18 protein-coding genes are annotated in these 21,639 nt (G+C 66.5%); 6 read left to right on the forward strand and 12 right to left on the reverse strand.

All coding sequences use genetic code 11. The features are described from left to right. Nucleotides 1-6 precede the first annotated feature (6 nt). The 3 genes from ACHQ4I_RS05290 to purF form a co-directional block, all read right to left on the reverse strand. Nucleotides 7-1,017, reverse strand: coding sequence for an ABC transporter permease (locus tag ACHQ4I_RS05290; protein WP_420770818.1), 1,011 nt, complete (start codon nt 1,015-1,017; stop codon nt 7-9). 116 nt (nt 1,018-1,133) lie between these two features. Next, a complete protein-coding gene (locus tag ACHQ4I_RS05295; RefSeq protein ID WP_420770819.1) occupies nt 1,134-2,690 on the reverse strand; it encodes an ABC transporter substrate-binding protein in 1,557 nt (518 codons plus the stop codon). 392 nt (nt 2,691-3,082) lie between these two features. Next, complete coding sequence (purF, locus tag ACHQ4I_RS05300; RefSeq protein WP_420770820.1) at nt 3,083-4,642, reverse strand: amidophosphoribosyltransferase; 1,560 nt, start codon at nt 4,640-4,642, stop codon at nt 3,083-3,085. 217 nt (nt 4,643-4,859) lie between these two features. On the opposite strand from purF, the gene ACHQ4I_RS05305 reads away from it, so the two are divergent. After that, on the forward strand, nt 4,860-6,125 hold the full coding sequence (locus tag ACHQ4I_RS05305; protein WP_420770821.1) for a YhgE/Pip domain-containing protein: 1,266 nt from the start codon (nt 4,860-4,862) through the stop codon (nt 6,123-6,125). Nucleotides 6,126-6,179: 54 nt separating this feature from the next. After that, nucleotides 6,180-7,196 (forward strand): acyl-CoA dehydrogenase family protein, encoded by a 1,017-nt coding sequence (locus ACHQ4I_RS05310; protein WP_420770530.1) that lies wholly within the window; start codon nt 6,180-6,182, stop codon nt 7,194-7,196. Between the two features lie 170 nt (nt 7,197-7,366). Here the strand turns inward: ACHQ4I_RS05310 and ACHQ4I_RS05315 are convergent, their stop codons facing one another. From ACHQ4I_RS05315 to purL, 5 genes are all read right to left on the reverse strand, one after another. Beyond that, on the reverse strand, nt 7,367-7,762 hold the full coding sequence (locus ACHQ4I_RS05315) for a sterol carrier family protein (protein WP_420770531.1): 396 nt from the start codon (nt 7,760-7,762) through the stop codon (nt 7,367-7,369). Nucleotides 7,763-7,855: 93 nt separating this feature from the next. After that, on the reverse strand, nt 7,856-8,449 hold the full coding sequence (locus ACHQ4I_RS05320) for a CPBP family intramembrane glutamic endopeptidase (protein ID WP_420770532.1): 594 nt from the start codon (nt 8,447-8,449) through the stop codon (nt 7,856-7,858). A 47-nt stretch (nt 8,450-8,496) separates the two neighbouring features. Continuing rightward, nucleotides 8,497-10,248 (reverse strand): alpha/beta hydrolase, encoded by a 1,752-nt coding sequence (locus ACHQ4I_RS05325; RefSeq protein ID WP_420770533.1) that lies wholly within the window; start codon nt 10,246-10,248, stop codon nt 8,497-8,499. A gap of 108 nt (nt 10,249-10,356) precedes the next feature. After that, on the reverse strand, nt 10,357-12,135 hold the full coding sequence (locus ACHQ4I_RS05330; RefSeq protein WP_420770534.1) for an alpha/beta hydrolase: 1,779 nt from the start codon (nt 12,133-12,135) through the stop codon (nt 10,357-10,359). Then, the gene (gene purL, locus ACHQ4I_RS05335) at nt 12,132-14,426 is read right to left on the reverse strand and encodes a phosphoribosylformylglycinamidine synthase subunit PurL (RefSeq protein WP_420770535.1); all 2,295 of its coding nucleotides are present in this window, start codon (nt 14,424-14,426) and stop codon (nt 12,132-12,134) included. Before purL ends, ACHQ4I_RS05330 begins: the two co-directional genes overlap by 4 nt. Before the next feature lie 236 nt (nt 14,427-14,662). Between purL and ACHQ4I_RS05340 the strand changes: the two genes are divergently transcribed. Next, nucleotides 14,663-15,955 (forward strand): glycosyltransferase 87 family protein, encoded by a 1,293-nt coding sequence (locus ACHQ4I_RS05340; RefSeq protein ID WP_420770536.1) that lies wholly within the window; start codon nt 14,663-14,665, stop codon nt 15,953-15,955. Between the two features lie 398 nt (nt 15,956-16,353). On the opposite strand, the gene ACHQ4I_RS05345 is transcribed toward ACHQ4I_RS05340, so the two are convergent. After that, nucleotides 16,354-17,643, reverse strand: a complete 1,290-nt coding sequence (locus ACHQ4I_RS05345) for a M18 family aminopeptidase (protein WP_420770537.1) — start codon at nt 17,641-17,643, stop codon at nt 16,354-16,356. Between the two features lie 155 nt (nt 17,644-17,798). Here ACHQ4I_RS05345 and ACHQ4I_RS05350 point away from each other — a divergent pair, with 155 nt between their 5' ends. Further along, nucleotides 17,799-18,137 carry a hypothetical protein gene (locus ACHQ4I_RS05350; RefSeq protein WP_420770538.1) on the forward strand — a complete coding sequence of 113 codons (339 nt, stop codon included), beginning with the start codon at nt 17,799-17,801 and terminating at the stop codon, nt 18,135-18,137. 16 nt (nt 18,138-18,153) lie between these two features. Here the strand turns inward: ACHQ4I_RS05350 and ACHQ4I_RS05355 are convergent, their stop codons facing one another. Next, nucleotides 18,154-18,579: a MarR family winged helix-turn-helix transcriptional regulator gene (locus ACHQ4I_RS05355; RefSeq protein WP_420770539.1), complete on the reverse strand. Its 426-nt coding sequence runs from the start codon at nt 18,577-18,579 to the stop codon at nt 18,154-18,156. A gap of 49 nt (nt 18,580-18,628) precedes the next feature. Between ACHQ4I_RS05355 and ACHQ4I_RS05360 the strand changes: the two genes are divergently transcribed. Beyond that, a complete protein-coding gene (locus tag ACHQ4I_RS05360; protein WP_420770540.1) occupies nt 18,629-19,705 on the forward strand; it encodes a substrate-binding domain-containing protein in 1,077 nt (358 codons plus the stop codon). A gap of 152 nt (nt 19,706-19,857) precedes the next feature. On the opposite strand, the gene purQ is transcribed toward ACHQ4I_RS05360, so the two are convergent. Together purQ and purS are read right to left on the reverse strand one after the other, a co-directional pair. Next, nucleotides 19,858-20,535 (reverse strand): phosphoribosylformylglycinamidine synthase subunit PurQ, encoded by a 678-nt coding sequence (purQ, locus tag ACHQ4I_RS05365; protein WP_420770541.1) that lies wholly within the window; start codon nt 20,533-20,535, stop codon nt 19,858-19,860. 76 nt (nt 20,536-20,611) lie between these two features. After that, complete coding sequence (purS, locus tag ACHQ4I_RS05370; RefSeq protein WP_040686358.1) at nt 20,612-20,851, reverse strand: phosphoribosylformylglycinamidine synthase subunit PurS; 240 nt, start codon at nt 20,849-20,851, stop codon at nt 20,612-20,614. A gap of 95 nt (nt 20,852-20,946) precedes the next feature. On the opposite strand from purS, the gene ACHQ4I_RS05375 reads away from it, so the two are divergent. Beyond that, nucleotides 20,947-21,591, forward strand: coding sequence for an MBL fold metallo-hydrolase (locus ACHQ4I_RS05375; protein WP_420770542.1), 645 nt, complete (start codon nt 20,947-20,949; stop codon nt 21,589-21,591). Nucleotides 21,592-21,639 lie beyond the last annotated feature (48 nt).

Here is a 21,639-nt window from a genome sequence, read left to right on the forward strand (position 1 = left end):
CGGTCATCAGAACCTCACTCTCGGGTCGATCAGCGCGACAATGACATCCACCAGGAAGCTGATGACCGCGACGACCAGCGCCAGGAACGCGACAATCCCCTGCACCGCGATGAAATCGCGCTGATGCAGGTATTCCGCGAGCTGATAACCCAGCCCCTTCCATTCGAAAGTGGTCTCGGTGAGCACCGCGCCGCCGAGCAGCATCGCGATATACATGCCCATCACCGTGATGATCGGAATCATCGCGTTGCGCACGGCATGTCGCCCCGTCACCACCCGCGCCGAAAGTCCGCGTGCCCGTGCGGCGTCCACGAATTCGCTGCGCAGCGTCTGGATCAGATTTACCCGCACCAGGCGCAGGAAGATGCCCGCCGTCAACAGACCGAGTGCGACCGCGGGCAATATCGCGTGCTTCAGCACATCGATCAGATAACTGCTGTCCCCGTACAGGATCGCGTCGACCACCATGATGTTGGTCTTCGGCGAAACATGCTGCAGTTGCAGCTCGACGGGAGTACTCGCCCGGCCGGCGACCGGTAGCCACTCCAGCTTCACCGCGAAGATCAGCTTCAGCAGCAGACCGACGAAGAAGACCGGCGCCGCGTAGGCCAGGATGGCGAATAACCGCAGCCCGGCGTCGGCCGTCGAATCACGGTGTGTCGCAGCGTATCTGCCGAGCGGCACACCGACCGCGAAGGCGACCAGCAGCGCCCAGAACACCAGTTCCAGGGTGGCCGCACCGTAGGTCGTCACCACCTCGCTGATCTGCCGATTGTCCTGGGAGTGACCGAAATCCCCGTGCATCAGCCCGGAGATGTACTCCCAATACTGGGTCAGGATCGGCCGGTTCAAGCCGGCCGCCTCCTTGCGCACTTCGATCTGTTCCTGGGTCATCCGTCCGCCCATCGCGGCGCTGATCGGATCGCCGATCACCCGCATCAGGAAGAACACGACGGTGACCAGGATCCACGCCGTCGGCAGGATCAACAACAGTCGAATCACCAAGTACCGCAACAACGCCAGCTGTCGGGAATCCCCACTCGACTTCCCGACTCCCGGCAGCCCGAAGCGCCGGGCCCGAACCGGTGCCGGCTTTTCAGCGACAGCAGTTTCGGACCCGGCTTCACCGGATGTCACTTGCTCAGCACCGTGTATCGGAACTTGAACGACGCGTCGAGTGTGTCCGACACACCCTGGACGCTCGGATTCGATACCGCGATCTGCTTACCGGACAGCAGCGGCAGGGTCGGCAGGTAGTTCTGCGCGAGATCCTTCTGCACGTCCTCGATCAGCTTGATGCGCTTGGTCTTGTCCTGCTCGGTTGTTTCCGCGGTGAGCTGCGAGTTGATCTTCGGCTCCTCGAAGTGCGACTGCAGGAAGTTGTTGGGGCCGAAGAACGGGGTCAGGTAGTCATCGGCATCCGGGTAGTCCGGGAACCAGCCGAAGTGATAGAGCGGGTAACCGTCGCGGGCCCGTTCCTTCTGGTAGGTAACCCATTCAGTGGATTGCAGATTCACCTTGAACAGTCCGGTCGACTCCAGTTGCGATTTGATCGCCGCATACTCCTCGGAGCTGCTCGAACCGTAGTGATCGGGGTTGTACTGCAGGTTCAGCTCGACGGGTGCCGCGACGCCCGCACCGGAGAGGAACTTCGCCGCCGCATCCTTATTGGGCTTGGCCCCGTAGAGCTCCTTCAGCGGCTCGGCCGCACCCGGCATACCTTGCGGCACAAAGCCATACGCGGGCTGATAGGTGTTCTTGTAGACGCCCTCGGCCAGCGCGGGTCGGTCGATCGATGAGGCGATGGCCTTGCGCACCGCCAACTTCTGCTCCGGGGTACCGCCCGGCATGGTGTTCAAATTGAAGACGATGTAGCGCAGCTCGCCGCCGGGCCCGTCGGCCACCTTGACCTTGCTGTCCTTGCGCAGCGATTCGATATCGGTCGGCGTGAAGGATCGGTACGCGACATCGAGCGCACCGCTCTGCAGGTCGAGCTTCATATTGTCGGAGGTCGCGTAGTACTTGGTGGAGACCTGCGATGTCTTCGGTGTGCCGAGGATGCCCTTGTAGTCCGGGAACGCCTTGTACTCGACCAGCTTGTTCTTGTCGTAGCTGGCGATCGTGTACGGGCCCGAGTAGCCCTTGGTCTTCACCACGTCCTCATCCGGCAGCACCTTGTTGGCCGGGAAGACCTTCTCGTCGACGATCGGACCGGCCTGGGTCGGCAGGATCGCGGGGAAGGTCTGATCGTTGGCGACCTTCAACGTGAAGTTCACCGTCAGGTCGTCGACGACCTCGGTCTTCTCGAGATTGCCCAGCAGCGAGGCGGGACCGTTCGGGTCGTTGATGCCCAGCATGCGGTCGAAGGAGAACTTGACGCTCTTGGCGGTCAGCGGATTCCCGTTGGCGAACTTCAGCCCCGACTTGAGCTTGCAGGTGTACACAGTCGGTGAGCTGAAGTCACACTTCTCCGCGGCGTCCGGCTTCGGTGTGGCATCGCCGGGCGCGAAATTCAGCAGATACGAATAGATCTGGGTTTCGACCAGCAGCGAACCGTTGTCGTACGCGGCCGCTGGATCGAGCGAGAAGATCTTGTCCGTGGTGCCCGCCACCAAACCAGCCCCGTCACCACCCCCGCCGGTGCGCCCCGAACCGCATCCCGCGATCGCGGACACGGCCAGCGCCGCCATCGCGACGGCCGCGATTCGTCGCATCCGAACCCTGCGCCCAGGCTTCCTTGAAACCAACATCAGGCCCCACTTCTCGAGCGCGCCACGCCGCGTGTCTGGATCACAGGACCGCGGCCGGCACGGTGAACTTCCGATATGTCGGGCACCGTACCCACGATCCATTTCTGGGATGTTGCGTTTTCAAAGAAAAAATCACCGGGGGTCAGCGGGTGTTGCGCACGATGCGCGGGCAAGGCCGGATCACCGGACGAATGACCAGGTTCACCGCGAAATCGGTGCTCAGGCGTCTCGAGGAGGCCATGGCACGCGGGCGGACAGATATGACCGAGACTCGGCCCGAACAAGATCGAACCCCCCGGCTGGTGCCGAGGGGTTCGTGATCTTCGAACTTCTCAGGGACGGCTCAGCGCGCTCGCATTCGCGTTCTCGCTCAACAGCATTGCCTCGGACTGCCCGGTGAGCATGCCCTCGAGCACGTTCTTGCCGATGGCCGCCTCGGTGGGCAGCGGGATCGGGTAGTCACCGTCGAAACAGGCGCAGCACAGCCGCGAGCGCGGCTGCTCGGTGGCGGCGATCATGCCCTCGGTGGAGATGTAGCCGAGGGTGTCCGCGCCGATGGAACGGCGCACGGCATCCACCATGTCCTCGTAGCTGTCATCCGCACCGGCGCCATTGGCGATCAGCTCCGCGCGCGAGGCGAAGTCGATGCCGTAGAAGCACGGCCACTTCACCGGCGGCGAGGCGATCCGCACGTGGATCTCCAGTGCGCCCGCCTCCCGCAGCATCCGGATCAACGCGCGCTGGGTATTGCCGCGCACGATCGAGTCGTCGACCACGATGAGCCGCTTACCGCGGATGACCTCGCGCAGCGGATTCAGCTTGAGCCGGATGCCGAGCTGACGGATGGTCTGACTCGGCTGGATGAAGGTGCGCCCGACGTAGGCGTTCTTCATCAGGCCCTGCCCGTAGGGCACACCCGAGCCCTGGGCGTAACCGACCGCGGCGGGCGTGCCGGATTCCGGCACCGGAATCACCAGATCGGCCTCGACCGGATGCTCCTTGGCCAGGCGACGACCGATCTCCACGCGGGTGGCGTGCACCGAGCGACCGGAGATGGTGCTGTCGGGACGGGCCAGGTAGACGAATTCGAAGACGCAGCCCTTGGGTTCGGGATTGGCGAAGCGCATGGACCGCACGCCGTCGGCATCGATCGCCAGCAGTTCGCCCGGCTCGATCTCCCGGACGAAGGCCGCGCCGACGATGTCCAGCGCGGCGGTCTCACTGGCAACGACCCAGCCACGCTCGAGCCGACCGAGGCACAGCGGGCGAACACCGTGCGGATCCCGCGCGGCGTAGAGGGTGTGCTCGTCCATGAAGGTCAGACAGAATGCGCCCTTCAGCGTCGGCAGCAGCTTCATCGCCGCCTGCTCGATGCTCGAATCCGCGGCGGCGTGTGCCAACAGCGCGGTCATCACATCGGAGTCCGAGGTGGCGGTGATCGGCGCGGGACGGCCGCCGGAGATCGGCGGCATGCCGATCAGCCCGAGTTCCCGTGCGCGGGCGCTCAATTCGGCGGTATTCACCAGATTTCCGTTGTGGCCCAACGCAAGTCCGGAACCGACCGAGGTGGTGCGGAAGATCGGCTGCGCGTTCTCCCACGTGGTCGAGCCGGTGGTGGAGTAGCGGCAGTGACCGATGGCGATATGACCCGGCATCGCGGCCAGGGTCTGCTCATCGAAGACCTGACTGACCAGACCTAGATCCTTGAAGACCAGAATTTGCGAGCCGTCGGAGACGGCGATGCCCGCGGCTTCCTGGCCACGGTGTTGCAGCGCATACAAGCCGTAGTACGTGAGCTTGGCCACGTCCTCGCTCGGCGCCCAGACTCCGAACACACCACACTCTTCGCGTGGTTCGTTCTCGACCTCATCGGGGGTAGTTTCGACCGGCATTTCGGCGTTGGTCACCGTTTGCTCCCTGTTCGGGCGGGCTGGGGGCACTGCTCATTCTACGGGTGAACGATGCGCGGCGATCACCGCCACCACGTCCGCGTAGCAATCGCCGAGCGACGCTGCCGTTTTTCGGTGCGACCCGGTGTTACCGTGGCCAGCCGTGACGACTTCGGACAGTGCGCGCACCGGCGGGTCGGATACGCGGTTGACCGTGCGCATGTGGTTGGCCCCGATCGCGGTACTGACCCTGTTCATGGCACTGCTCGGCACGATGTATCTGGATTATGTCGTCGATCCGGAGAAGAACCTGCACGACTTTCCGATCGCACTGGTGAACCAGGACGTCGGTGACACCATCGGCGCGCCGGGACAACAGCAGCGGGTGAACTTCGGCAACCAGATCACCGACGCGCTGCGGCAGGGCATCCCGGCGGACAAGGTCGATCTGCAAGTGCTCGGCATCAACGAGGCCGAACTGAGAATGCAGTCCGGTGCGGTCTACGGAACGATCCTGATCCCCAGCGATTTCAGCAAACGCCTCGGCATTCTCGGCGTCGGCAGCGTGGTGCCCGGTGATATCCAGCGCCCGACGCTGACGCTGCAGACCAATCCGCGCAGTGGCGCATTCGTCACCTCGATCGTCACGACCATCGGCACCAAGGCGCTGGACCAGGTGAACGAGCAGGTCGGTAAGCAGCTGACCGAACAGGTGAAGGCGCAGTTGACCCCGCCCGGCGGCGGGGCCGCGCCCGAGCTGACGGGTGCGACCAGGGTGGCGCTCGCGGATCCGGTGCGGATCGTGACAGCACCGTTCCGTCCGCTGCCCTCGGGCACCGGGCAGGGGCTGACCGCGTTCTTCTACGCGCTATTGCTCCTACTCGCCGGCCTCGTCGGTTCGATGACGATCCACACCATGATCGATGCCGCGCTCGGTTTCGTACCCACCGAATACGGGCCGTGGTACGTGCATTTTCCGGCCACCCCGATCTCCCGGTTCAATACGCTGCTGATCAAGTGGGGTGTGATGGTGATCACCGCGAATATCGTCGCGGGCGTATTCCTCGGTGTGGCGAAGCTGCTCGATATGCCGATCGACCATCCGCTCACGCTGTTCCTATACAGCGCGCTCGCAATCATCGCGGTCGGGATCACCGGACTGTCGGTGCTGGCGGCGGTCGGCTCGGCGGGTCTGCTGATCAACCTGATCCTGTTCATCATCCTCGGCCTGCCCTCCTCGGGCGGCACCGTGCCGATCGAGGCGACGCCCAGATACCTGGGCTGGCTGGCGAAATTCGAGCCGATGCACCAGGTTTTCGTCGGTGTGCGCGCCATTCTCTATTTCGACGCGAACTTCGCGGCGGGCCTGGCGCGCGGTGTGTGGATGGCGGTGCTCGGGCTCGCGATCGGGCTGGTGCTCGGCTTCTTCATCACGCGCTACTACGACTACCGGGGGCTGCATCGGCGCGACCGGGCGCGCGGCTGAGGAAGGCCTCGTGGTGGATGCGACGGCGTTCGCGGCATGCACCAAGATGGTGATGTGAATTCGTGGATCGAACGCGCGCAGTATCTGGCCGATGAGGTATTCGCACCACAGGCCGACGCCATCGACCGCAGCGGCGAGATTCCGCGCACGCATTTCGACCGGCTAGCCGAGTACGGGTTCTACGGCGCGACCATGGCCGACGATATGGACATCGCCACCTTCACCCAGGCCGGAGAGATCCTGGTGGCGGGCTGCCTGGCCACCACCTTCGTCTGGGCGCAGCACCTCGGGGTCGCGCGGCGGATCGCCACCTCACCGAATCTCGAACTGCGGGAACGACTTACCGAGGAGCTGCGGCACGGGCGGGTGCGCTCCGGCGTGAGCTACGCGGGCGCGAACGACAAGCCGGGATTGATAGCACGTCGCGTCGACGGTGGCTATCTGCTCGACGGCACCGCGCCATTCGTCACCGGGTGGGGCCTGGTGGACGTCCTCGGCGTGATGGCGCGGGATGCGGACGATGAGGGCTCGTTGATCAGTGTGCTGGTGCCCGCCGAGCCGGGCCCCGCGCTGCACGCCACCCCGCTCCCGCTCATCGCCGCCGATGCGAGCAATACCGTCACACTCGCCTTCGAGGGCGTGCGTGTGCCCGATTCCGCTGTGGACAACCGGATTTCGCTGCGCAGCTTCCACGCCTCGTTCATTCTGGCCGCTTGGCGCAACGGTGCGCTGGCCCTCGGGGTCGTGCGGCGCTGTCTGGGCGAACTCGCCGGCCTCGGCGTCGATACGACCGCACTGGCCGCCGAATCCGCTCGCATTCGACGCGAGCTCGACGATGCGCTCACCGGACAGTCGGATGTCTACCTGGCCCGCGCCCGCGCCTCCGAACTCGCGGTGCGCGCGGCCTCCGCGCTGGTCACGGCCACCGGGAGCGCGGCCGTCACGCGCGGCAACCTCGCCGAACGGTCACTGCGCGAGGCGACGTTCACGCTCGTCTTCGGTTCCCGCCCGGGCATCAAAACCGCGCTGCTGGACCGGCTCACTCAGACCGCCGACGCCGTCCACCCCTAGCTCGCGTATCCGCGCACCCCTTCTCGGGGATCTTTCAGGGGCACCCACCGTGGTGGGGGATTCTGAGAGGCTCACCCACCCGCCCGCTGCCGAGGGCTGTTCGTCGTACTCGACGGACCCCGCTACGCAGTACTCGACACGCGCCGACCCGCTACCTGCGCGTCGGACGGTCAGTCCGCACTGGCCAGGGTGATGGGGAGCCAGTGGGCCACCTCACCGGCTCGGTTGCCGGAGGCGGTCACCGTGCCGTCCGCGACTGCTGTTGCGAAGTCGAGCAGGCCGGTGGCCAGCAGGAGCCAGGTGCGCGGGTCGGTCTCGACGACATTCGGCGGTGTGCCCCTGGTGTGCCGCGGGCCCTCGATGCACTGGACGGCCACGAAGGGTGGCACCCGCACCTCGACGGAATGGCCGGGGGCGCAGGCCGCGAGGGTGCGTGCGGTGGTGCGGACCGCGGCGGCGAGTTCGGGTCTGGCGGGGGCGGGTGCCGAATCGTCGCGCAGCCAGGTGCCGACCGCCGCGACCGCCGCTCGTAGTTCCGCTGGATCCACCGTTCCTCGTCCCGCCACGGTGCCGAGATTACTGCCGGGCTCCGACAGCGCCATCGCCAGCGGGCCTGCGCGACGGTGTCGACGCCTGCGCCCGGAACCGGGCGAGCCGCTTCAGCTCCGAACCGAGGCGAGTCGGGCGGCGATGCGCGGTGCGAGCGCACCGCCCGCATTGATGGCGAAATGCAGCAGGGCGGCAGCGGTGGCGCTGTCGGTGCGGCGGCGCAGCAGGTCGAACACCAGGCCGCCGACGGCCGTTGCGGCGACCGACGCCGGGACGCTGTCGCCTGCGGCGCGCGCCGGTTGAATGTGCCACAGGCCGAAGGTCGCGGCTGCGAGCAACGCACCACGGCTCGATCCGAAGGTGTTGTCCAGCAGGGGGTCCAGGGTTGTGCGGAAGATCAGCTCCTCGCTGTAGGCGGTGCCGATCGGAATATGCACGGCGACCCACTCGCCGAGCCGAATGTCCGGGCTGCGGTCGGCGTATGGGGTCAGCCGGCTGCGTATCGCCGGAATCGCGACGGCCGCACCGTAACCGGCGGTGGCCACGCCCGCCGAGGCGAGTCCGTAGCCGAGGCCACGCGCGGACAACCAGTGCGGTCGGCCGCCGAAGGTCAGGGCATAGGCGGTCGCGAATCCGGCGTTCACGGCGGTGCGGCCGCGCATGTCCAGGCTCGAGCGTGGTAGCACCCAATTGCGCCATGCCAACGGAATACCTACGGCAGCAGCGGTTTTCGCGATCCGACCGACGCGCGTCATTTGGTGTCGCGCTCGTAGTCTTCGGCGGCCTCGATCTGGGCGCGGATCTTGTCGGACTGCTCCACGGTCCAATCCGGCGGCGCCGCGACAGCGATCCAGCCGTCGAGCACCAGACTGCCGTACCGATGTCCGTGCCCGTCGGTGACGCCCTGCGCATTGGACAGATCGCAGGTCACCTGCCAGAAGGTGACGAACGGCCACCAGCGCATCTGGGAGGAGACGTCGGAGCCGCGCGGCTCGGACAGCCAATCAGGTTGGGAGAAGATCAGATCCGGGGACCACCAGACGATCGGGTCGGATGCGTGCTGCAAGTAGGCGATGCGCGGGGCGCGCCATTCGGTCGAGGGCCGCGCGAGATCGGCGCTGTCGGAGGCGAATCGGACCACCAAGCCGTCGGCGTAGACCGGTTCGACCTCCGGCGAGCCGGGATCGCGGCGCGAAACGAACTGCTCCCACAGTCGATTCGAATTCGGCGGGCCGACCCACATCGCACCGTCGACCTTCGAGCGCAGATCGGCGAGTCCGTTGAAGGCCGCCTCCGAGCCCTGCGAACCGAGACTCTCGCCGTAGACGAACAGCTTCGGCCGCGCACCCTCCGGCCGCGCCGACCAATGCTCGTACACCGCGTCGAACAGCTGCCTACCCGCATCCGAGGCCTTGCCGCGGTCCGCGAGAAACGACAGCACGCTGGGCAGATACGAATACTGCGAGGCCACGATCGCGGTATCGCCGCCGTACATGTACTCGAGGGCGCCGGCCGCCATGGCATTCACCCAGCCGGTACCGGTAGTGGTGACCACCACCAGCACCTTCCGGTTGAACGCGCCGGTGCGCTCCAATTCGGAAACGGCCAGCTCGGCCCGCGCCTCGCCACTCTGCGCCGACTCCAGCCCCACATAGGCCCGGATCGGCTCGCGCGCGGGCTTACCGGTAATCGAGGTGATCCGGGCGGCGGAGGGACCGTGCGAGACGAACCAGCGGCCCTCGAAGCCGAGCGAATCCCATCTCGCCAGCGACGCCGGACTGCCCGACCGCTCGGGCCGCACCGGCTGGACCGCATCCGGCGAGGTGTGATCGTTCTGCACGCTGAACGCGGAGTTCGCCACCGCGAAGAAGGCGTGCGAGGCGACACCGTTGAACAGGGTGACGGTCAGGACGACGAGGACCAGGAATCCGGCCGACGGCGCGAGCTCGCGCGGCACCCGCACCCAGCGATTGAGCTGGCGGGCCAGGAACCGGATGATCTCGCGCAGCGTCCGATAGGCCGCGACCAGCCCGGCACACACCGCGATGCTGAGCAATCCGGTGCGCAGGTAGGCCGGGGTGGTGGTGCCCTCCATGCCCATCAGGGTGGTGATCTCGCGCTGCCAGCGGGCCGACTGCACCAACATGAAGGCCGCGGTGAGGGCGGCGGTGAACAGGATCGCGGATTTCACCGCATAACGCACCCAGGTCGGCGGCGGCGAAATCCGATCGCGCAGCAGCTTGGCCAGCCGCGGCCGGCCCCACAGGCGGAACAGCCACTCCAGCACGCAGCCGAGGCCGTAACCGAGCGCGGCATTGATGCCACTGATCAGGCCCTGGAACAGCCAGTCGCGCGGCACCAGCGACGGTGTCACCGAGAGCGCGAAGAAGATCGTCGCGAAGACCAGCCCGACATAGTTCAGATCGATGATGTCCTCGGCACGCCGCACCACCACGACGCCGCGCGCACGCAGCTTCGCCAGGGTGGTTGCGGATTCGAGCATCGGTCAGCGTGTCGGCGCGATGCCCGGATCTCGGCGGTCGGGATCGGGCACGGGCGTCGACTGGTCCGTAGCGATCATCACCCGAACAGTATGCGGGTGCACCCCTGCTTATTTCAGTTGATGTTCGCGGGCCGAGGAGATCGCCAGGTAATCCCGGATCCGGTCCGCCGAATCGGCCGACCAATCCGGCGGCTGCGCGATCGCGGCCCACCCGTCGAGCACCAGATCACCGTAGTTGTGCCCGTGTCCGTCGTTGACGCTCTGAGCATGCGGCAGATCTGCGGCGACCTGCCAGAACGTGACGATCGGATACCACGTCATCCGCGGGGACACATCGGGACCGCGCGGCTCGCGCAGCCAATCCGGTTGGGCGAAGAGCAGATCCGCCGACCACCAGACCACCGGATCGGACGCGTGCTGCAGATAGGCGATGCGCGGCGGCAGCCAGGTATCCCCAGGCTTCCACAGGTCGCCGCGACTGTCGGCGAAGCGCACCACCAGTCCGTCGGCGTAAGTCGGCAGTATTTCCGGTGCGCCGGGATCGCGGCGGTCGGTGAATTCGCTCCACAGCCGGTTGGAGTTCGGCGGTCCGACCCACAGCACGCCATCGGTGCGCGACCGAATATCGGCCAGGCCGGTGAAAGCGCCTTCGGAGCCCTGTGAACCCAGGCTCTCGCCGTAGACGAGCAACTTCGGCCGCGCCCCTTCCGGCCGCGCCGACCAGTGCTCATAAACCTTGTCGAAGACCAGCTTTCCCATCTGGGTGGCCTTGTCCTTATCCGACAGGAATGACAGCACACTCGGCAGATATGAATACTGGGTCGCGGCGATCGCGGTATCGCCGTTGTACATCAGCTCGATGGATTCGGCGCTGCTCGAATCGACCCAACCGGTGCCCGTCGTCGTCACGACCACCAGCACCTTGCGCTCGAATGCGCCGGTGCGCTCCAACTCCGCCGCAACCAGTTCCGCCTGCGCCTGCGGGCCGTCGGCCGACTCCAATCCCGCGTAGACCCGAATCGGTTCGAGCGCTGGCTTTCCGGTGACCCGGGCGATATCGGCGGCGCTCGGCACGAAGGAGACGAACCAGCGGCCCTCGGCGCCGAGCGTGTCCCATGCGGCCAACGAGTTCGGACTGCCGGAACGCTGCGGCAGTTGCGGCTGTACTGCATTCGACGAGGTCTCGCCGTTGCGCACACTGAAGGCCGAATTCGCGACGTAGAAAAAGACTTTGGTGAGCACACCGTTGAACAGCAGCACCGCCGCGACGACCACGACGAGGACGCCGGTCGGGACGGCCAGCTGGCGCGGATAGTGGGCCCGCCTGATCAGCTCGAACGCGATCGAACGGACGAGCCACCGCAGCGCACGGAATACCGCGATGCCGGTCGCGCCGACCAGCGTGCTCAGCGCGCCGGTGCGCAGGAAACTGGTGGTCGTCGTCGGTTCCATGCCCATGAGGGTGGTGATTTCGCGCTGCCAGTGCGCCGACGCGACCAGCAGGTGGATACCGAAGCCGAGGCAGGCCAACGCGATAGCGGTCTTGACCGCGCCGGGCAGCCACTTCGGCCGTCTCGCCCACCTCCGGGTGACCGCGGGCGGCAGCTGAGCGGCCTTGCGGCGCAGTGGTTTCCGAACCCATTTGCGGTACGCCCACTCGAACAGACAGCCGACGCCGTAGCCGATGACCGCGTTGATACCGCTGACCAACCCCTCGAACAGCCAATCCCGTGGCAACAGCGACGGTGTCAGCGACCAGCCGAAGAACACCGTGGCCACGATGAGGCCGACGTAGTTGGGATGGAAGAAGCGTTCGACGGCGCCGACAATCCTGCCGACGCCCCCGCGTATGGCTACCGAGACCTCATCAGCCCCCGGCGCGCTCAAATGGCACTGGCCCCGAACAGCTTCGGCAGCGTGCCCTCGTGCGCCGCGCGCAATTCGTCCAGGGTGATCGAGAACTGACCCTGCACCTCAACGGAATCCGAACCCTGATCGACCACACCGATGCGCACCCACGGCAATTCGCGCGCGGTGCACATCTTGGTGAAGCGGGTCTCCTCCGAACGCGGCACCGCGACGAGCACCCGGCCCGCCGATTCGGAGAATAGCTGCACGAACGGATCCGACCCCTCGGGAAGCAGGATGCGGCAACCGGTTTCACCCGCCAGCGCGGCCTCGACCACGGTCTGGATCAGGCCGCCCTCGGAAAGGTCGTGCGCCGCGCTGATCATGCCGTCGCGCGAACCCGAGGTCAGCACCTCGGCGAGCAGTTGCTCGCGGGCGAAGTCGACCTTGGGCGGCACGCCGCCGAGATGGTCGTGGGCGACCTGCGACCAGATCGAGCCGCCGAATTCGTCGGCGGTCTCGCCGAGCAGGATCAGCGTCTCGCCCGGCTCCAGGCCGAGGCCGGTCGGAATGCGCCGGTGCACATCGTCGATGACGCCGAGCACGCCGACCACCGGGGTCGGCAGGATGGCGTCCTGACCGGTCTGGTTGTAGAAGCTGACATTGCCGCCGGTGACCGGAATGCCCAGGGCCACACAGCCGTCCGCGAGACCGCGCACCGCCTGCTGGAACTGCCACATCACGCCCGGATCCTCGGGCGAACCGAAGTTGAGGCAGTTGGTGACGGCCTTCGGCGTCGCGCCGGTGGTGGCCACATTGCGGTAGGCCTCGGCCAGCGCGAGCTGCGCACCGGTGTACGGGTCGAGCTTGGTGTAGCGGCCCGACGCGTCGGTGGCCAGCGCGATGCCGCGGCCGGTCTCCTCGTCGATCCGGATGACACCCGCGTCGGCATGTTCGGCGAGCACGGTATTGCCGCGGACGTAGCGGTCGTACTGCTCGGTGATCCACCTGCGGCTGCACAGCTGCGGGCTGGCGACCATCTGCAGCAGGGTGGCGCGCAGTTCCTCGGGCGTCTTCGGCCGGGGCAGGGTGTCCGGGGTGTCGGCGATCAGCGCATCCTGGAAATCCGGTCGCTGCACCGGGCGCTCGTACACCGGGCCCTGATGTGCGACGGTGCGCGGCGGCACGTCGACGACGGTCTCGCCGTGCCAGCTGATGACCAGCCGGTCGCCCTCGGTGACCTCACCGATGACCGTGGCCAGCACATCCCACTTGTGGCAGACGGCCATGAACGCGTCCACGTTCTCCGGCGTGACCACCGCGCACATGCGCTCCTGCGATTCGCTGGAGAGCACCTCGGCCGGGGTCATGCCCTTGGCGCGCAGCGGCACCTTGGTCAGGTCGATATGCATGCCGCCGTCGCCAGCGGCCGCGAGTTCGGAAGTGGCGCAGGACAATCCGGCACCGCCGAGGTCCTGGATGCCGACCACCAGTTTGGCCGCGTACAGCTCGAGACAGCACTCGATGAGCACCTTCTCGGCGAACGGGTCGCCGACCTGGACGCTGGGCAGCTTCTTGCGGCCGGTACCGGATTCGTCACCCGAGAAGGTGTCCGAGGCCAGCACCGAAACACCGCCGATGCCGTCCAGACCCGTGCGCGCGCCGAACAGAATGATCTTGTTGCCCGCGCCGGAGGCGAAGGCCAGATGCAGATCCTCGACCCGCATCACGCCCGCGCACAGCGCGTTAACCAATGGGTTGCCCTGATACGAGGCGTCGAAGACGGTCTCGCCGCCCACATTCGGCAGCCCGAGCGAGTTCCCGTAGCCGCCGACACCGCGCACCACGCCGTCGACAACACGCCGGGTATCGGCCGCATCCGCCGCACCGAAGCGCAGCTGATCCATCACCGCGATGGGCCGCGCGCCCATGGCCATGATGTCGCGCACGATGCCGCCGACGCCGGTGGCCGCGCCCTGATACGGCTCCACATAGGAGGGGTGGTTGTGGCTCTCCACCTTGAAGGTGACCGCCCAGCCGTCACCGACATCGACGACGCCCGCGTTCTCACCGATGCCCGCGAGCATCGATGACTTCATCTCCTCGGTGGTGGTCTCGCCGAAGTAGCGCAGGTGCACCTTCGAGGACTTGTAGGAGCAGTGCTCGCTCCACATCACCGAGTACATGGCCAATTCGGCGTCGGTCGGCCGACGGCCGAGGATTTCCTTGATCCGCGCGTACTCGTCGTCCTTGAGACCGAGCTCCTTGTACGGCTGCGGGGCATCGGGAGTCGCTGCGGCTGCGCTTACGGTGTCGACCTGCGGAGTCACGGAGTACCAGGGTCCTTTCGGGCCGGAGCGCGAAGCTGGGGATTCGCCCTGAAGTTTAGCTGTGGCCCTCGATGGGCAGCCGGTCGCATCGGCCAGGCGTCCGGATCGCCGGTTTTCAGCCGCGCGCCCCGGCCGAATCGCCGGGCGCGGAATGTGACGCAGAACATTGTGTGGATCGGCGTGAATGCCTCGGGTCGGCACGCATTGCGCCACTTCGCAACCGCTACGCTTTGGCGGTGAACGATCGATCGGGGGTTGCGGATCAGGCTGAGCAGCCCGTCACCACGCAGGACACCCGGCTCGAATCCGGCTCGCCGCGATTGTCGATGTCGAACCCACAGGTGCGCTGGCTGCTGATCGCTATCGCCCTGTTCGCCGTGTCGGCGATCGTCTCACTGGTGGTGCACTGGTGGAACGGCTACATCGATCTCCAGGTCTATCGCAACGGCGCTCGCGTCTGGCTCGACGACGGCGAGTTGTACGGACCGATGCCCCCGGTCGAGGGGATCGGACTGCCGTTCACCTATCCCCCGCTGGCCGCCCTGTTCTTCGCACCGCTCGCGCTGATGCCGCTGCAGCTGGCCGAGGTGCTGGTGACCGCGACCTCGGTGCTCAGCCTCGGCATCACGCTGTGGCTGGTGCTCGCGCGGCTGCGCCCGACCCTGGAGCGGCGGACCACACTCGCGCTGGTCATCGGCGCGGTCGCGGTGGCGCAGATGTTCGAACCGATCCGGCAGACCTTCGGCTTCGGTCAGATCAATCTGGTGCTGATGGCCGCGATCACCATGGATTGTCTTGTCCGCAAACCGTTCTGGCCGCGCGGCATGCTGATCGGCATCGCGGTGTCGGTGAAGCTGATCCCCGCCGGATACCTGCTCTACTTCCTACTGCGCCGGGATTGGAAGGCGGCGGGCACGCTGATCGTCTCCGCGATCGTCGCGGTCGGACTCGGATTCCTGCTGTTCCCCAGCGATTCCGCCGAATACTGGTTCCACACCCTGGCCGATACCGGCCGCATCGGCCCGCCCTACTTCGCGGGCAATCAGTCGATCAAGGGCATGGCCTTCCGCCTCGGCGTCGCCGATTCGCTGGCGACGCTGATCTGGATCACGTTGTCGCTGATCGCGATTGCCCTCGCGGCCGTGTGGATGCACCGACTGATCGAATCCGGCCAGCAGGTGTCCGCGCTGCTGGTGAACGCGGCCGCGGTACTGCTGGTCTCCCCGGTCTCCTGGTCGCATCACTGGGTATGGATCGCCCCCGCCATACTCGTCGCCGCCGACGCCATCGCCCGCGGCACCCGCAATCGCTGGTTCATCGGTTCCGTCGCCGCCTTCACCGTCCTGTTCCTGATCGGCCCACAATGGCTCCTACCCCACTCCAAGGATCTAGAACTCGGCTGGGCCTGGTGGCAACAAATCATCGGCAGCAGCTACATACTCGCCACCCTGGCGGTCTTCGTCGTAGCCGTCATCACCTACCACCCGACCACCACAGCAACGCGAGAGAAATCCGCCACACCAACCTAGGTGCACCCCCTCATCGACGGTAGTCAAACGGTGCCTCGCAACCCCGACACCAACAACCATTCGACTCCCCTCGAAACGCTCGAGAACGCAACCACAGCCAGTCGACCGAGCTGGAAGCCGTCCGCCTGCCCACCCGACTGCGGGAGGTAAGCCGGGTACGGCACACGACGCGCCCAGCACTGCACCGGCAAAACCACGGAACACCAAACCAACCGGGGTCCAGCACCCCCTAGAAGTCGGTCCAGAACAACAGGACCCACCGCAGCCCACCCAACCCGAACGCCACCACCCACCCCCCTCAGTTGGACGCGTGATCACGTGGAATCTGTGGCGGCATCGCCCGAGAACCCCCCGCCACCAGTGCCACCTGATCTTGATCGCACCTGACGGTAAGCGGCCTAGGGGGCGGGGGTGAGGAAGGCGGCGAGTGCGGCGGCGTAGGCCGGGACGTCTTCGGCGCCCATTAGTTCGCGCGCTGAGTGCATTGCGAGTTGCGGGGCGCCGACGTCAACCGTCGGCATGCCGGTGCGGGCGGCGGTCATCGGGCCGATGGTGGAGCCACAGGGCAGATCGGCGCGATGTACGTAGCGCTGCAGCGGGACCTCGGCCTGGGCACAGGCCAGGGCGAATGCGCCGGCGCCCACTGCGTCGGTGGCGTAGCGCAGGTTCTGGTTGACCTTGAGCACCGGACCGCCATTGACCTCGATGCGGTGCGCGGGTTCGTGCCGGTCCGGGTAATTGGGGTGCGTCGCATGCGCCATATCGCCGGAGGCACAAACGGATCCGGCCAGCGCGGCCAGATATTCGGAACGGCCGCCGCCGCGCGAGAGCACGATGCGCTCCAGCACTGTCGGCAGCAGATCGGATTGCGCGCCCCGATCGGACTGACTGCCGACCTCCTCGTGGTCGAACATCGCCAGCACCGGAATGGCCGCGCCGGGTTCCTCGATCGCCGCAAGGAAGGCGCGCAGTCCCGCGTAGCAGGTGCCCTGATTGTCCAGGCGCGGCGCGCTCACCAGATCACGGTCACGACCGACCAATCGACTCGGCGCCAGGTCATGGGTCATCAGCTCCCAGCCGAGCACGTGATCGGAATCGACCCCCGCGTTTTCGGCGACGAAATCGAGGAAGGAGCGCGGCTGCGCGCCGACACCCCAGATCGCGTTGACGTGACGCTGCGGGTCCAGGGTGACGCCGCGGCGGTCCTCGGACAGGTGAATCGCCAACTGCGGCACCCGCAGAATCGGTTCATCGATGCGAACCAGCCGGTCGCGCACCACATTTCCGTCCCGCACGCTGAGCCGCCCCGAGATGCCGAGTTCGCGATCCAGCCAAGAGTTCAGCCACGCGCCGCCGTAGGGCTCGAGCCCGACCAACTGCCAACCGGCCGATGCCAGATCCGGCTGCTGCTTCACCCGCAGGTTGGGGCTGTCGGTATGCGCACCGACCACGCGGAACGGCGTGTCGCCCGACGCATCGGCCGTCGCCCAAGCGACCAGCGAGCCCCCACGCACGACGTAGTGTCGGCTCGGCCCGTCCGATGGCCACGGCGTCGACTCCGCGAGCCGGGTGAAGCCTTGGGCGTCCAACTCCTGCGCGACCGTCCGGCAGACATGGAAGGGCGAGGGTGAGTCATCGATGAAGGCGCACAACCCGGCGGCCGTGGCAGCGGTAGTGGAAACGGGCATGCCTGCGATCCTAAGCAGGCGTCCAGCAGAACCCCGGAACCGATCGACTCGATTCCCGGATCCGCATCCGCCACCGCGAGACAGTTGGGCGTCGAGGGCGCGGCCGTCGTCGTCAACTACCGCTCGGAGCGAGCCGCGCAGCGGACTGTTCGCGGATGCTCCATGCACGCCAGTCACCAACCGCGTCTGGCCGCTATCGGGTTGCCCGGCCGCTGACCGGTGTTGTCACCCAGGTCATCTCCGTCGCCATGGTGAGCCGCCGCTCGGCCGCGCAGACTCCGCAGCCGCACAATGAGTTCCGCGCCCTGCATCACACAACCGCGCCAAACCTCGGGATAGTCGCCGTCCTCACCGATGATCAGTACGAGCTGAATTTCGAGGCAATTGCAGACATTCCATTTCGAACTCAACTGAAGGAACGGCATTCCCCTCGGCAGCACATACGGAACCGTCCGTTCGGAACGTTTCGCCGGATTAATTCATCCGACGATTAGGGCCTTACCGCGAGAACTACTCGGAAGAAACGAGTTCCAGTAAACGCATCAGCTCGGCATAACGGCGCGCCCCGATGCGCGCACGCAACTGCTGCTCCGCGCGCACCTCCTCGGCGCGCACCGAATCGACCAGATCAGAACCGAGCCGACTCAGACCGATCAGAATGCGGCGGCGGTCGTCCTCGGCGGCCACCCGGAAGATCAGGCCGCGTTCGGCGAGGGCGTCGGCATGTCTGGTCGCCGACGACGGCGGTAGCTGTGACCTGGCCGCGAGCTCACTCATGGTGACCCCGAACTCGGTGGACAGATTCGAAAGCATCGACCACTGATCGGCGGTGAGCTGCCTGGCACCCAGGGCGGCGTCGAGGTGATCCAGCCAACGCCGTTCCGCGGCACGCAGCGCACCATGCAGCGTGGAATATCCGCTTACAATGGTCGTCATTGTTTCCTGCCTGCCATGAATTTCGCTCGAACGAGAAGAAGAGTACCGAATGTCAGCGTTCGGCGAGAGCCCAGACGGCACGGTCGAGATCCTGAACATTGTGCCGATGCAGGGTCCCGGCGGTATCGTGGCCGCATCGTGCGATGCCGCGATTTCTCTGGCCGTCGACGAAATCAATGCTGGCGCAGGATTTCTCGGGCGCGAAATTCGTACCACGAATATCGATGGCGGCCGGGATCCGCGTGCGGTCGCCGAGGAGGTCTCGGCGCTGCTGGCCACCGGAATGGTGCATGCGATCACCGGCTGGCACACCTCCGCGGTGCGGCTGGCGGTGGCACGCGCCAATGCCGGGCGGGTGCCGTATGTCTTCGCGACCGGCCATGAAGGCCTGACCAATGAGCGCCCCGGCGTGCTGATGCTCGGGGAGCATCCGGCGGGCCAGACCCTACCCGCGGTGCACTGGCTGGAGCGCGAACACGGCGTGCGCCGCTGGGCGATCATCGGCAACGACTACATCTGGCCGCGCGAATCCGCGAAGGCGGTGCGCCGCAGCCTGGCCGATCCGAGCGCGATCGTGCTGGAGCGGTTCGTACCGCTCGGCGCACCGGACTTCGGCGAATTCCTGCGCCATCCCGCGCTGGACCAGGCCGACGCCGTCATCATCCTGATGGTCGGCGCGGACGTCTCCCGCTTCAACAAGCAGTTCGCCGCGACCGGACGCGCCGACACCCTGCTGCGGATCAGCCCAGCCGCCGACGAGAACGTGCTGCTGGCGGGCGGTCCCGAAGCAAATCACAACTTCTATGTGGCATCGAGCTTCTTCGTCGACCCGCGCACCGCCGACGGACGCGACCGGCTGGCCCGCTACCGCCGACTACACGGCGACTTCGCGCCCGCGCTGACCAGTTTCAGCAATATGAGCTACGAGGCGATCCACACGCTGCGCGCGATCAGCGAGACGGTCGGATCACTACATGTCCCCGAAGTGCACGCGGCGCTCGATCAGGGCGTGCTGCTCGAAACCCCCGGCGGCACACGGGTATTCCTCGGAAACCAGGCCCAGCAGCACGGCTACATCGCGCTGGCCGACGGCGTCGATTTCGACATCATCGCCCAGATCACCTAGCCGACCGCCCGCCGACGGCAGTCGAATGGCGGCTTGCGCCGCTGGCCACAGCGACCTTTCGACCACCGTCGATCACTGTCGTCCGAGCGAGCGCCGGGATCCAGGACACGCCTGCGCTTTTGGGTGCCGGCGTCGGCGGGACGGCGTGGTGGCTAGGACGAAACCAGGGTGTCGAGAACCGATAGGAACAGTCCGAGGCCGTCGTCGCTCGGACCGGTCAACGGCTCGGTCGCGTGCTCCGGATGCGGCATCAGGCCGACGATCCGGCCATCGGCCGAGGCGATGCCCGCGATATCGCGCTGCGAGCCGTTCGGATTGTCACCGGCGTAGCGGAAGACCACCCGGCCCTCACCCTCGAGTTCGTCGAGCACCCGCTCGGAGGCCTGGTAGCGGCCCTCGGCGTTCTTGACCGGGATGAGGATCTGGGCGCCGGGCTCGAAGCGCGAGGTCCACGCGGTATTCGCGGATTCGACGCGCAGCCACTCGTCGCGGCAGACGAAGTGCAGGCCCTCGTTGCGGGTCAGCGCGCCGGGCAGCAGACCGGCCTCGCACAGCACCTGGAAACCGTTGCAGATGCCGAGCACCGGCAGGCCCTTGCCCGCGGCCTTGACGACCTCACCCATCACCGGCGCGAACCGGGCGATGGCACCGGCGCGCAGGTAGTCGCCGTAGGAGAAGCCGCCGGGCACGACCACCGCGTCGACCTGCTTCAGATCGGCATCGGCATGCCACAGACTGACCGCCTCGGCACCCGCCAGCTTGACCGCCCGAGCGGCGTCGACATCATCGAGCGTGCCGGGAAAAGTAATGACCCCGATCCGTGCGGTCATGACTGCGCCTCGCTGACGCTCGGCTCCGTCATGCCCGCAAGGGCGGCTGTGTTTTCGATTCGCTCGCTGCGCTCGCTCATGCCGAGACCCGCACGACCTTCCAGTCCTCGATCACGGTGTTGGCGAGCAGCGCCTCGGCGATCTGTTCGAGCTCAGCGTCGCTGACACTGTCGTCGACATCGAGTTCGAATCGCTTGCCCTGCCGCACATCCGACACTCCGGCGAATCCCAGGCGCGGGAGCGCGCCGGCGATGGCCTGACCCTGCGGATCCAGGATCTCGGCCTTCGGCATCACCTCGACCACGACTCGTGCCACGCGTTGCTCCTCAGGTGGTGTTGGGGTTACCTGAGCAGCGTAGTTGTCCAGCTTGTCCGAGCTACGGCCGGGGTCGCGTCAAATAGCATGGCCCCATGCGCATAGCCCACTTCGGCCACTCCTGCATCCTCGTCGAGTTGCACGGTAAGAAGGTGCTGTTCGATCCGGGCACCTTCTCGCACGGCTTCGAGGGCATTACCGGCCTGGACGCCATCGCGGTCACCCACCAGCATCCCGACCATATCGATCCGAACCGGATCCAGGCATTGCTCGACAACAATCCGGACGCACGCCTGTTCAGCGATCCACAGACCGCGCAACTGCGCGTCGAACCGTGGGAGCCGGTGCACGCGGGCAATGTGATCACCCTCGGTGACCTCCAGATCACCGGAGGCGGCGGCCGGCATGCGGTGATCCATCCGGAAATCCCGGTGATCGACAACACCGTCTTCCAGCTCGGCACCCCGGACGATCCAGCCCAACTCGTCCACCCCGGCGACTCCCTGTGGGTGCCGCCCGTCCCGGTCGGCGTACTCGCCATCCCCGCCTCCGCCCCATGGATGCGCATCAGCGAAGCCGTCGACTACCTACGCGCCGTCAGCCCCCGCACCGCCTTCCCCATCCACTTCGGCATCATCCACCCGGACGCCCAGGGCATCTACTTCACCCGCCTATCCGAAATGCGCCCCACCGGAACAGACTTCACCGTCATCACCCCCGAAACCCACCAATACTTCTAGCCTCGGGATTCGGACAGCCGATCGCCATGCGCTCATGCAGGAGAGCGG

The organism is Nocardia nepalensis (genome assembly GCF_048910785.1).
Lineage (GTDB): Bacteria > Actinomycetota > Actinomycetes > Mycobacteriales > Mycobacteriaceae > Nocardia > Nocardia nepalensis.